This is a genomic window from Enterococcus thailandicus (genome assembly GCF_001886265.1).
Lineage (GTDB): Bacteria > Bacillota > Bacilli > Lactobacillales > Enterococcaceae > Enterococcus_B > Enterococcus_B thailandicus.
Genome location: NZ_JXLE01000022.1, coordinates 1 through 13,141 on the forward strand (window position 1 = coordinate 1; position 13,141 = coordinate 13,141).

Below are 13,141 nucleotides of genomic sequence, written 5' to 3' on the forward strand. Positions count from 1 at the left end.
GATGGTTCGAGTCCATTTAGGCCCATTAGTTCAAAATCTTATTGGTTTTGGGGAAGTACTCAAGTGGCTGAAGAGGCGCCCCTGCTAAGGGTGTAGGTCGGGAAACCGGCGCGAGGGTTCAAATCCCTCCTTCTCCGTTTCAATATTTTTTATTTTATTGGCCCGTTGGTCAAGCGGTTAAGACACCGCCCTTTCACGGCGGTAACACGGGTTCGAATCCCGTACGGGTCATCTAAAAGATACTTTATATANATCTATATAGACAGAAAAACAGTTCATTGTTAAGTTGTTCCATAATAAATTCTCATTTTTAATGAAAAATGTTTGAAAAAGCGAGCGAAAAGTTGCTTTATCTGCTATACTAATTTCGTTGCAAGTTCCCGAGAGGATCCGTACGAACGGAGATGCCTTGTAACCGAATTTAACTAGGGGGAATCACCATGACAGAAAGACATTTATTTACCTCAGAATCTGTTTCTGAAGGGCATCCAGATAAAGTTGCTGATCAAATCAGTGATGCAATTTTAGATGCAATTTTAGCACAAGATCCAATGGCACGTGTTGCTTGCGAAACATCCGTAACAACCGGGTTAGTTTTAGTATTTGGAGAAATTTCGACTACTGCTTATGTAGATATTCAAAAAGTTGTACGAGAAACAATTAAAGAAATTGGTTATACTCGTGCAAAATTTGGGTTTGATGGAGATACGGTAGCCGTTTTAGCAGCGATTGATGAACAATCACCAGATATTGCTCAAGGTGTAAATGAAGCGTTAGAAATTCGCGAAGAAGACCAAAAAGATTTACTAGATGAGATTGGTGCAGGTGACCAAGGACTTATGTTTGGATTTGCGGTTGATGAGACATCAGAATTGATGCCTTTACCAATTGCTTTAAGCCATCGCTTAGTTCGACGCCTTGCAGAATTACGTAAATCTAACGAATTAACTTATTTACGTCCAGATGCGAAATCACAAGTTACTGTAGAGTACGGAGAAGATGGTCAGCCTGAACGTGTTGACACAATCGTTATTTCGACACAACATGATGATGCAGTGGATAATGAAACAATTCATAAAGATGTAATTGAAAAAGTTATTAAGGAAGTTATTCCGGCAGAGCTATTAGATGATAAGACTAAATATTATATCAATCCTACTGGTCGCTTTGTTATCGGAGGTCCTCAAGGGGATGCTGGCTTAACAGGAAGAAAGATCATCGTTGATACTTATGGTGGTTATGCTCGCCACGGTGGCGGTGCGTTTTCTGGGAAAGATGCAACAAAAGTTGACCGTTCTGCAAGTTATGCTGCACGTTATATTGCAAAAAATATTGTTGCTGCAGGTCTTGCAAGAAAAGTTGAAGTTCAATTAGCTTATGCGATTGGTGTTGCACAACCTGTATCGATTTCAATCAATACTTTCGGCACTGGAACGCTACCGGAAGAAGATTTGATTGCTGCAGTAAGAGAAAACTTTGACCTTCGCCCAGCTGGTATTATCGAAATGCTTGACCTACGTCGTCCAATTTATAGACAAACAGCTGCTTATGGGCACTTTGGACGTACGGATGTTGATTTACCTTGGGAACGTACAGATAAAGTAGAAGCATTGAAAGCAACTTTAAGTAAGTAATAAAAAATGCTGGAACGATTATCTTTAAGATAGTCGTTCTGCTTTTTTTTATGGTTTTATTCGTTGAATTATCTGAAATCATTCTTGTTTAAATAGATTTTATTTTTGATAATTGAATATGGGGAGGAAAAAAATGAAAAAAGAAACAAATGTAACGTTGGTAACAATAGGCGTATTTATTGCTACATTTATGACGGCTATTGAAGGCACAATTGTAACAACAGCAATGCCAACAATCGTTGGTTCACTACATGGAATGGAAATAATGAATTGGGTATTTTCAATTTATTTATTAACAAATGCCATGTTGACACCAATTTATGGGAAACTAGCTGATAAAATTGGTCGAAAGCCAATTTTTATTTTTGGTACATTACTTTTTATTATTGGTTCTCTGTTCTGCGGGTTATCTCAAACAATGATTGGATTGATCGCAGCACGTGCATTGCAAGGGATGGGCGCGGGAGCAATGATGCCTGTGGCTTTGACAATTATTGGTGACTTATATTCAATAGAAAAGCGTGCAAAAGTATTAGGATTGAACAGCTCTGCATGGGGAATCGCTAGTGTGTTTGGTCCTCTGGCTGGCGGTTTTATTGTTGATACGATTAGTTGGCACTGGATTTTCTTTATTAATGTGCCAATTGGTATTGGATTGATGATACTGATTTGGGTTTATTTAAATGAACCAGCGATTGAACGTGAAGCAAAACCAATGGATGTTTTGGGAAGTTTGAGTCTGATGGCAACATTAGTGACCTTGTTACTTGGTTTTCAATTACTAGGTGATCAAGGATTTACAACGTTTGTTATTAGTTTGTTGATTGTTAGTGTTTTACTATTTTTCTTTTTTATCTGGGCAGAAAAGCGTGCAAAAGATCCTGTTATCATGTTGGAATTGTTTAAGAATCCATTGTTTGTGATTGTCAATTTAGCTGCTGCTTTAGCAAGTGGATTTTTGATGGGAATCGATGTATATATTCCAATGTGGATGCAAGGTGTTCTTGGTTTGAACGCTGCGATAGGTGGATTAGTTTTAGCGCCACTTTCCCTTGTTTGGATGGTAGGATCGTTTTTGGCGAGTCGATGGATGTCACAAATGTCAACTCATTGGGTGTTAAGAATTGGATTGTTGATTACGACTGTTGGTGGCACGTGGTTATACTTGATGCCTTTTGAAAGTAACTTTTTATGGTTCTTTGCAATTTCAACGATTATTGGTGTCGGATTGGGAATTACGATGACGACTTCAACTGTTAGCGCTCAAAATAGTGTTCCACATGAACAATTAGGTGTGGCAACTTCATTTAATACGTTGGTGCGAACAATTGGTCAAACAGTTATGGTGGCAGTTTTTGGTTTATTGATGAACGCAGTTACTCAGAGAGAATTAGCAGCGAAACAACTAACTGATGATGCCGATATCATGAATAAATTAGTGAATCCTCAGACTGCTAAGCAAATTGATGCCACATTATTAGTTCCATTAAGAGAAATTTTATATGATGGATTACACAGCGTTTATTTTGCTGGTTTGCTTCTAGTCGTTCTTGCCTTAGCTTTAACATTCTTTGTACGCATTAAAAGTGGTAGAATAATAGAAAGTTAAAGAAGGTAGGCGAAAAAATTGGCATTTATCCAAGCGAATATCTATTCCAATATATTAGAAATGGAAGTTAACCTAAATGTTATTCTTCCACAGCAAACGAAGAAAATAATTGGCACAAGTACGCAGCAAAAAAACACAGATATCCCGGTGCTGTATTTATTACATGGGATGGGTGGTAACCATAGTGTCTGGGAGCGTCGATCATCTATTGAACGTTATGCTGCAGAGTATGGTTTGGCTGTGATTATGCCGTCAACGGATTTAGGCTGGTACACAGATACGACATACGACATGAATTATTGGACGTTCATTTCAGAAGAGCTGCCAGCTATTTGTCATGAATTATTTCCACAGTTGACAACAAAAAGAGAGAAAACATATGCTGCTGGGTTATCGATGGGAGGCTACGGCGCATTAAAATTGGGATTAGCTAAACCTGAAAATTTTGCAGCAGTGATTTCATTATCCGGAGCAGTTTCTGTGGGGAACCGAATGGATGATTTACTAAAGATTCGAAAGCAGTCTTTCTGGGAAGGAATCTTTGGACCACTAGATCAAATTGGAGGGTCGGTAAATGATCCAAAATTTTTACTGGATAAGTTAGTGACTAGTGGTAAACAAGTACCACGAATCTTTTTGGCTTGCGGGGAATCTGATTTTTTGTTTACTGCTAATCAGGAGATGGCTAAGGCAATCAAAGAAAATGGGTTAGCTGTTACGTTTGAACATGGACCAGGTGAGCATAACTGGATTTTTTGGGATGAATGGATCCAACGTGCGTTTGTTTGGTTATTTGAAGGACAATAAAAAAGAGCAAGTCAGTAATGTGGTGCCCACTACATTACTGGCTTGCTCTTTTATTGTAAAGTTTTGCTATATTCAAGACCAGCTAGGTAAATGGCCACATTATTAAGGAACTCTTGTTTATTATCGGAAGTACGATGGGCATGAATATCTTCAATCAAACCAGTTAACTGATGTTCTTGAACATAAGTACGCATATATATAACAGATTCTTTTAATAGCTCATTACCATTCATTACTTCATGCCGTAGTTTTTGTTCCTGCTGGTAATCCATTAATTGACCAATTAATAAATTATGCAAAGCCGAGATTGCTTGATGACTTTGTTGTAATGAAAAGTTTTGCTTGATGAGTAATTGAATCATCGTTTCTAAATGTTCCAGTCGACTAGGAAATGCTGGAACAGTATGAATTTCGATTTCAGCAGCACAAGGAAACTGAGAATAAAGATCATAATAGTTTTCCATAAACTGTAAAAGTTGTTGCTTCCATGGCAACGTTTCGTTGGGAACGACTAACGTCTCTTCAATTGTTTCTGCCATTTTTTGCAAGAGCTGTTGTTTATTTTTGAAATACCAATAAAGTGCAGGTGCCTGGACGTCTAGTTTTTTTGCTAGATTACGCATAGACAGAGCGGAGAATTCCTTTTTTTCTGCTAAAATCGCAAAGGCATTTTGAATAATTATTTTTTGGGAAAGCTTGGGTTCCATTTAATCGACCTCTTGTATTGCATTATTTTTTTAAACATGGTAAATTGTTATGCGGTCTTATTTTACAGTGTTAAAGAGAGGCTGTCAATTTAACTAAAGGGGTGTATATAACACATGAATCTAATTTTAAGACATGCGAAGAAGTATAAAATGGCTGTCTTTATTTCATTGGTTTCCGTAGGGATTATGGTTGCGGCTACGTTGTGGCAACCAAAACTATTACAACAAGTACTTGAAGCTATTATTACAGAAGATAACGATGAAATGAAAACAATTGGTATCTATCTGATTGGCTTGGCTGTCCTAGGACTGCTTGCAGGCGTGACAAATACGATTTTTTCCGCTAGAGTAGCGCAAGGCGTAAGTGCGGATATTCGAGAAGAAGCATTTCGAAAAATTCAAACATTTTCATTTGGAAATATTGAGCAGTTTTCTGCAGGAAACTTGGTTGTTCGTTTGACGAATGACATCACGCAAATTCAAAATTTAGTAATGATTTCTTTACAATCACTTTTTAGAATTCCATTTTTATTTATTGGTGCATTTATTTTAGCGATGATGACAATGCCTCAATTATGGTGGATCATTGTTGCATTGATTGTTGCAGTAGTTATCATTACTGGACTTTCTTTTACAAGAATGGGTAAGCACTTTATGATTATCCAAGAGTTGATTGACAAAGTGAATAGTATTGCAAAAGAAAATCTCATGGGAATTCGTGTGGTCAAATCGTTTGTCCAAGAAAAGAACCAGCTAAAAACATTTACCAAAGTGAGTGATGAGTTAACTGAACACAATATCATTGTAGGAACTTTGTTTTCAGTGATGATTCCTTCTTTCATGTTGGCAGCCAATCTAGCAGTAGTGGGTGCGATTTTCTTTGTGAGTGATTTGGCGAAAGATGATCCTACATTAATTGGTGGAATAGCTTCATTTATGAACTATTTGATGCAAATCATGATGGCAATCATTATTGGCGGCATGATGATGATGATGACTTCAAGGGCTGCTGTTTCACTTAAACGAATCAAAGAAATCTTGGATACAGAGCCAGATTTAACTTATCTTGATGTACCTGAACAAAAATTAACAGGCTCTGTAACGTTTGACCATGTGTCTTTCCGTTACCCTGGTGATGACGAAGATACATTAAAAGATATTAGCTTTGTGATTGAACCCGGAGAAATGATTGGGATTGTAGGTGCAACGGGTGCAGGTAAGTCAACTTTGGCACAATTGATTCCTCGACTATTCGATCCAACAGAAGGAACAGTTGAAGTTGGCGGTGTTGATTTGAAAAAGGTGAATGAAAAAAGTTTGCGTAAAACAGTTTCCTTTGTTTTACAAAAAGCAATTCTCTTTTCTGGAACAATTGCACAAAATTTGCGTCAAGGAAAAGAAGACGCAACAGAAAAAGACATGGAGCGTGCATCTAAAATTGCTCAGGCACAAGAATTTATCAGTAAATTAGCAGAGAGCTATGAAGCTCCTGTTGAAGAAAGAAGTAGTAATTTTTCTGGTGGGCAAAAGCAACGCTTATCTATTGCTCGTGGCGTAATTGGTGATCCTAAAATTTTGATTTTGGATGACAGTACTAGTGCCTTGGATGCTCGTTCAGAAAAATTAGTTCGTGAAGCATTGAATCACGAATTAAAAGAGACGACGACAATCGTTATTGCACAAAAAATCGCGTCTGTGGTCAAAGCAAATCGAATTCTAGTATTAGATGAAGGTCGCTTAGTGGGTGAAGGTACACATGAAGAATTAGTTGCAAGTAATCAAGTGTATCAAGAAATTTTTGAAACACAAAAAGGAATGGAGGAGTAATCAATGACTGATTTAATTAAAGCAAGTAAATTTTTCTATCATTATTTGAAACGTTATAAATTCTCCTTTTTCTTTATCTTTGTGACAGTGATTATTGCTACTTACTTACAAGTGAAGGCTCCTCAATTTGTTGGGGAAGCTTTTCAGGAGTTAGCAAATTATGTCACAGGATTAATGCAAGGCGTTGATGATAAGAGCAAATTCATTGATATTATTTGGAAATTGTTGATTTTTTATGTTTTAGCAAGTGCTGCAAACTTTATTTATAGTATTTTATTTACGCAAGTAGTTGGAAAATCAACGAATAGAATGCGTATTGGTTTGTTTAATAAACTTGAAAAATTGACGATTCGCTTCTTTGATTCTCATCAAGATGGTGAAATCTTAAGCCGTTTTACGAGTGATTTGGATAATATCCAAAATAGTTTGAACCAAGCATTGCTTCAAGTTATTACGAATGCAGTGTTGATGATTGGTATTTTAATTATGATGTTTCGTCAAAATGTGGAGTTGGCATGGGCAACGATTGCTTCTACTCCTGTTGCCATCTTGATTGCGGTATTTATCATTCAAAAAGCGCGAAAATATGTTGACTTACAGCAAGATGAAGTTGGTAAATTGAATGGTTATATGGATGAAAAAATCAGTGGGCAACGTGTAATCATCACTAATGGGCTACAAGAAGAAACAATTGATGGTTTTCTGGAACATAACCAAACAGTACGTAAAGCAACTTATAAAGGTCAAGTGTATTCAGGTTTACTGTTTCCAATGATGCAAGGAATGTCGTTGGTTAACACGGCAATCGTCATTTTCTTTGGTGGTTGGTTAGCTTTAAATGGTGATTTAGAACGTTCAGTTGCATTAGGATTAGTAGTAACTTTTGTTCAATATTCACAACAATATTATCAACCATTGATGCAAATTTCTTCTGGCTACAGCATGATCCAATTAGCCATTACAGGTGCTAGAAGATTAAATGAAATGTTTGATGAACCAGAAGAAGTCAAACCAGTTGATGGGAAAGCATTTGATGGTGTTGAACAAGAATTAGCATTAAAGCATGTTGATTTTGGTTACAAACCAGATAATTTAGTTTTGAAGGATGTTTCGATTAATGTAAACAAAGGCGAAATGGTCGCTTTAGTTGGTCCAACTGGTTCTGGTAAGACAACGATTATGAACTTATTGAATCGTTTTTATGATGTCAATGATGGATCTGTTATGATTGATGGTACGGATATTCGTGAATTTGATTTAGATATGTTACGTAAACATGTGGGGATCGTGTTACAGGAATCTGTATTGTTTTCTGGAACGATTCGCGACAATATTACGTTTGGTAAACCAGAGGCAACGGATGAAGAGGTCATCAATGCAGCGAAACAAGCCAATATCCATGACTTTATCATGTCGTTAGAAAAAGGATATGAAACGGAAGTCTCAGAAGAAAATAATTTATTTAGTACAGGACAGAAACAATTGATTAGTATCGCACGAACAATTATTACGGAACCAAGTTTGTTGATTTTGGATGAAGCAACAAGTAATGTTGATACTGTTACAGAAGCAAGAATCCAAAAAGCAATGGATGAAGCAATCAAAGGGCGTACAAGCTTTGTTATCGCGCATCGTCTCAAAACCATTTTGAATGCCGATCGCATTGTTGTTTTACGTGATGGAGTAGTAATTGAAGAGGGCAATCATCATGAATTGCTAGCAGAAGACGGATTCTATGCTGAACTTTACCACAATCAATTTGTGTTTGAGTAAGAAGGAATGAAAGCATAACTATTTTTGACAGCTAGAGGCCATACAAAAAGAGAGTACAGCTATTTTTAGCTGAACTCTCTTTTTTTCTTCTTTTTCTCAATGCAATAAAGGATGGGTGGCTGATTTTTTTGATTGATAAATTGATAAGTTAAAACGTTGTATTGCTCCTGTGACAATTGTTGGCAAAATTCTTGAACCATGTCAAGTTCATTTTCTCCACCCGCATGTCCGTAGTAAACAACTAAAATCAATCGACCTTTTGGAACTAGACGCGCTAAGATCTCTTCCATTGCTTGCTTAGTTGTTTGTGGCAAAGTGATAATTTCTTTGTCGCTTTGTGGAAGATAGCCCAAATTAAAAATACCTGCTTTGATTGGCTGATTAATTGAAATTACTTGGCCAAGGGTTTCATGACCTTGTAAAAATAAAGTAGTGCGCTCTGTTAAGTTGGCTGCTTTCAATTTTTCCTGAGTGGAATCAATAGCTTGTTGTTGGATATCAAAACTATAAACATGTCCTGTTTTACCAATCAACTCAGCCATAAAAACGGTGTCGTAACCATTTCCCATTGTCGCATCAACCACTTGATCACCGGGTTGCAAAATTTCTTTTAATAAGGTGTGGCTAAAATGAAGCGCTGTTTGTAGCATTTATATGAGCTCCTTTGTTCGAACGTTGAATTTTCCTTGGTAGCTATCACGACGAATTAATTCTTCATCAATTGCATTCAAGACTTCCCATTTTTTCAAGCTCCACATTGGTCCAATTAGTGAATCCCAGGGTGCATCACCAGTTAAACGATGAATAATGATTTCTTGAGGAATCATCTCTAGCTGATCACAGATTACATGAACATAGTCTTGTTGACTCATTAGCTGAAGGCGACCCTCATGATAATCACGCAGCATGCGGGTTTTACGCATTAAGTGCATGAGGTGCAGCTTAATTCCTTGAATGTCAGAATCTAAGATTGTTCGGCGAACGTTTTCACGCATCATCTCTAAAGATTCTCCAGGTAAGCCATTGATGAGGTGCGTACATACACGAATGTTGTGTTTGCGTAGTTTACTTACGCCGTCTAGATAAGTTTGATAATCGTGTGCACGATTGATTGAAGTCGAAGTTTCCTCAAAAGTCGTTTGCAGGCCGAGTTCCACCCAAAGATAGAGACGAGTATTTAATTCGGCTAGATAATCAACCACTTCATCTGGCAAGCAATCTGGTCGTGTACCAATCGAAAGTCCAACAACGCCAGGAAGATTGATAACTTGTTCAAAACGTTCTCGAATCACTTCAACAGGTGCATGTGTATTAGTGAAATTTTGAAAATAAACGATATATTGTTGTACATGTGGCCATTTTTGATGCATCATATCAATCTCTTTATGAAATTGAATAGGCAGCGGATCTTCAGGCGCAACAATCATGTCTCCCGACCCAGAAACACTACAAAAAGTACAACCACCATGAGCTACCGTACCGTCACGGTTAGGACAATCGAAGCCACCGTCGATAGGCACTTTGAAAATTTTGCCACCAAATTCATTGCGCAAAGCATAATTCCATGAATGATAACGTTTATTTCCTTCTGCATAAGGAAATTCCATTTAAATTCCTTCTTTCTTTTCCCTTGTTAGGTAATTGATTCCTTCTTTTTCAAATAAATTGGATAAGTGTAACATAACCAAGTTAATCCTAATAAGTAACCACCTAAAACATCGCTTGGAAAGTGTACGCCTAAATAAATTCGGCTAATACCAACACTTAAAATAATCAATCCTAAGATAAATTGCAACAAAAATCGCACTGTTTTATTGTTTATCAAATGAGGTAATAAGAAAATCAAGGTGCCATACAAAATCATGCTCCCTGTCGAATGCCCACTAGGGAAGCTATAGCTTGATTCACTAACTAAGTGTGGTAAGGTTGGGCGATCACGCATAAAAAATAATTTAATCAATGGATTAGTAATTCCAGCAATCAAAATAAAATTAGTTGTTAACCAAATCAGTTCGACATGTTTCTTTTTGATCCACAAGAAAAAAATCAAGCAAACAAAAATAGAAATGACGGTTAACGGGTTTCCTAATTTTGTAACCATCATTTGATACGTATTCCAATGTGGCAGTGGTGCTCGAATAATTGAAGTGAAGAATTGATCGAAGCCATGAAGCTGTGATAAATGAAATTTTACAAAATAACTAAGAGTTAAGAAAAGTACAAGAAAAATACTCGCTGTAACTCGAAACGTCGTGTTTTGTTTCATAAAATGCCTCCTTAATCTAATGAAATCATTATAGCATTTTTTTAGTCGCTAGATTTTTTGCTCGGAGAAACGAAATGAAAAACTGATGAAATTTTGATGATAGGCTCTGGCGTAATGCTGACGAAAAGATTTAGTAATATTTCTGAAATAAAAACTAATGATTTTAAAAAGTCATTAGTTTCTGCAACGTAGAGCTATCAAGACTTTTATGAACTCAAATGATTGGGTATTACATAAAATTACATACAGATTACAAAGGATAACAAAGAGTTTAAAGAACTTTTAATGTAGTTTAAGAAAAGTTATACTTATAGTAACTGAAAAATGGATGCGGAGGATAGAAAATGGAGAAGGCAACGATCGGAAGAAAAGAGCGGAGACGCCAAGAAGAAAAGAAACGTTTTAGAAATGCAAAACGTGGAGTAGCAGCAGTTGGTACTGCAATGGTTGGTTGTTCTGTTGTGGCACCGTTGATTCAACCAGTTCCTGTAGCCGCAAATGAGCTACCTGCTCAAGTTGGTGCAAGAATCAATACTTCAGCATTTATTGCGGAAATCTCAACTTATGCGCAACCTATTGCCCAAGCAAATGATTTATACGCTTCGGTTATGATTGCCCAAGCAGTTGTTGAGAGCGGCTGGGGAAGTAGTGCGTTGTCACAATCACCTTATCACAATTTATTTGGAATCAAAGGCAGTTACCAAGGTCAAACTGTTTATATGAATACATTAGAATATTTAAATAATAAATGGGTAACGAAAAAAGAACCTTTCCGTCATTACCCAACTTTTGCAGAATCATTTAGTGATAATGCTTATGTATTGCGCAATACTTCTTTTGGCAATGGCTACTATTATGCTGGTACTTGGAAAAGTAATACCAAGTCTTACACAGAAGCTACTGCAGCATTAACTGGTCGCTATGCGACAGATCCAACGTATTCAACAAAATTAAATAATATTATCGTAACTTATGGATTAACCAAATACGATACACCTGCAACTGGTAATGCGGGTGGTGGTGCTACAACTGGTTCAGGCAGTGGGGTGAATACAGGAACAGGCTCAAATAATTCTGTGACGACACCAACTGATAATGGTTCTACAACTACCACATCAACGTATACTGTCAAATCAGGTGATTCTGTCTGGGGTATTGCGAATGCGCATGGAATTACCATGGCGCAATTGATTGATTGGAACAATATCAAAAATAATTTTGTTTACCCAGGCCAACGTTTAACAATCAAAGGGGAACAATCAACAGGTTCATCAACAAATAATTCTGGAAGTAATACGAACTCTTCTGGTAACAGTAATACAACGAATACACAACCAAGTAATGGTTCGAAATATACCGTTAAATCAGGTGATTCTGTTTGGGGTATCTCAAATGCACATGGGATTACAATGAATCAATTGATCCAATGGAACAATATCAAAAATAATTTTGTTTATCCTGGTCAACAATTAGTTGTTTCTAATGGTACAACTGGCACAACGACAAATCCAGGTTCATCAAATTCAAATGTGAATACAAATCAATCAGGTAATGCAAGTGCATCGACTGGTTCTTATACGGTTAAAGCGGGTGATTCTGTCTGGGGCGTGGCAAATGCCCACGGAATCACGATGGCACAACTTATCCAATGGAATAAAATCTCGAATAACTTCATTTATCCAGGGCAAAAACTGATTGTGAAGAATGGGACATCAAGTAGTGCGACAACCAACAATAATGCTACTACGAATAATAGTAATTCGACCAGCTCTTCAGCAGAAACAACAACTTCTTCCACTTACACGGTGAAGGCAGGCGAATCTGTTTGGGGCGTAGCAAACAAAAACAACATTACCATGGCACAATTGATTGAATGGAATAATATTCAAAATAATTTCATTTATCCAGGGCAAAAATTGATTATCAAGGGTGGTTCTACTGCATCGACTAATTCAGCAAGTGGGAATGCAACAGCTACGACTGGAAATAACGCAGCGAATACAACTACTTCTTCAAATAATGCGAAACCAACGACAAGCACAAGTACCAGTGGAGATACACTGTACACGGTGAAGGCAGGCGAATCTGTCTGGGGTGTAGCAAATAAAAATAACATTACTATGGAACAATTCATTGAGTGGAACAACATAAAAAACAATTTCATTTATCCAGGCCAAAAAGTCATTGTGAAAAAAGGATCAGCACAAACAACAGCACCTACTACTAACTCTGGGACTAAAAAGTACACAGTAAAAGCCGGTGAGTCTGTTTGGAGTGTTGCCAACGATCACAATTTATCAATGGCGCAATTCATTGAGTGGAATAATATTAAAGACAATTTCATTTATCCAGGTCAAAGTGTGATAGTTGCAAAATAAATCTAAAAATTTTGTCAAATACTATTTGAACTTACTGAAGATATTTGTTACTATGAATCTACTTAAATAAGCAACACTTGAAAAGGAATTAGTAAAAAGTTGGAAGTTTTAGAGAGCACATGGTTGGTGAAAATGTGTAC

At 37.0% G+C, this 13,141-nt stretch carries 10 protein-coding genes, 2 tRNA genes, 1 riboswitch and 1 other annotated feature (1 of these 14 cut by a window edge); of the genes, 8 read left to right on the forward strand and 4 right to left on the reverse strand.

From position 1 onward, the window contains the following. Positions 1 to 49 precede the first annotated feature (49 nt). From RV17_RS11860 to RV17_RS11880, 5 genes are all read left to right on the forward strand, one after another. A tRNA-Ser gene (locus RV17_RS11860) sits at positions 50 to 137 on the forward strand. Positions 138 to 159: 22 nt separating this feature from the next. After that, positions 160 to 231: transfer RNA gene (locus tag RV17_RS11865), tRNA-Glu, on the forward strand. A gap of 134 nt (positions 232 to 365) precedes the next feature. Next, a riboswitch (SMK box riboswitch) is annotated at positions 366 to 443 on the forward strand. Next, the gene (metK, locus tag RV17_RS11870; protein ID WP_071869306.1) at positions 441 to 1,634 is read left to right on the forward strand and encodes a methionine adenosyltransferase; all 1,194 of its coding nucleotides are present in this window, start codon (positions 441 to 443) and stop codon (positions 1,632 to 1,634) included. Its footprint overlaps the riboswitch before it by 3 nt. A 133-nt stretch (positions 1,635 to 1,767) precedes the next feature. Further along, positions 1,768 to 3,243, forward strand: coding sequence for an MDR family MFS transporter (locus RV17_RS11875; protein ID WP_067481704.1), 1,476 nt, complete (start codon positions 1,768 to 1,770; stop codon positions 3,241 to 3,243). Between the two features lie 18 nt (positions 3,244 to 3,261). Beyond that, entirely contained in the window at positions 3,262 to 4,050 is a 789-nt protein-coding gene (locus RV17_RS11880) for an alpha/beta hydrolase (protein WP_071869307.1), read from the forward strand. 50 nt (positions 4,051 to 4,100) lie between these two features. Here RV17_RS11880 and RV17_RS11885 read toward each other — a convergent pair whose 3' ends face one another. Next, positions 4,101 to 4,757 carry a TetR family transcriptional regulator gene (locus tag RV17_RS11885; protein ID WP_071869308.1) on the reverse strand — a complete coding sequence of 219 codons (657 nt, stop codon included), beginning with the start codon at positions 4,755 to 4,757 and terminating at the stop codon, positions 4,101 to 4,103. 114 nt (positions 4,758 to 4,871) lie between these two features. On the opposite strand from RV17_RS11885, the gene RV17_RS11890 reads away from it, so the two are divergent. Next, positions 4,872 to 6,584, forward strand: a complete 1,713-nt coding sequence (locus RV17_RS11890; RefSeq protein WP_071869309.1) for an ABC transporter ATP-binding protein — start codon at positions 4,872 to 4,874, stop codon at positions 6,582 to 6,584. Between the two features lie 3 nt (positions 6,585 to 6,587). Further along, positions 6,588 to 8,357 carry an ABC transporter ATP-binding protein gene (locus tag RV17_RS11895; protein ID WP_071869310.1) on the forward strand — a complete coding sequence of 590 codons (1,770 nt, stop codon included), beginning with the start codon at positions 6,588 to 6,590 and terminating at the stop codon, positions 8,355 to 8,357. Between the two features lie 65 nt (positions 8,358 to 8,422). Here the strand turns inward: RV17_RS11895 and mnmM are convergent, their stop codons facing one another. From mnmM to RV17_RS11910, 3 genes are read right to left on the reverse strand one after another with little or no spacing between them, the layout of a single operon-like run. Next, on the reverse strand, positions 8,423 to 9,007 hold the full coding sequence (gene mnmM / locus RV17_RS11900) for a tRNA 5-(aminomethyl)-2-thiouridylate-methyltransferase MnmM (protein ID WP_071869311.1): 585 nt from the start codon (positions 9,005 to 9,007) through the stop codon (positions 8,423 to 8,425). After that, positions 9,008 to 9,964, reverse strand: a complete 957-nt coding sequence (gene mnmL / locus RV17_RS11905; RefSeq protein WP_067481693.1) for a tRNA modification radical SAM protein MnmL/YtqA — start codon at positions 9,962 to 9,964, stop codon at positions 9,008 to 9,010. It lies immediately after the preceding gene. A 26-nt stretch (positions 9,965 to 9,990) separates the two neighbouring features. Then, positions 9,991 to 10,623 carry a phosphatase PAP2 family protein gene (locus RV17_RS11910; protein ID WP_067481691.1) on the reverse strand — a complete coding sequence of 211 codons (633 nt, stop codon included), beginning with the start codon at positions 10,621 to 10,623 and terminating at the stop codon, positions 9,991 to 9,993. A gap of 344 nt (positions 10,624 to 10,967) precedes the next feature. Between RV17_RS11910 and RV17_RS11915 the strand changes: the two genes are divergently transcribed. Next, entirely contained in the window at positions 10,968 to 13,001 is a 2,034-nt protein-coding gene (locus RV17_RS11915) for a LysM peptidoglycan-binding domain-containing protein (RefSeq protein ID WP_071869312.1), read from the forward strand. A gap of 69 nt (positions 13,002 to 13,070) precedes the next feature. Next, positions 13,071 to 13,141 (forward strand) — a binding site (T-box leader) (it continues 142 nt past the right edge of the window).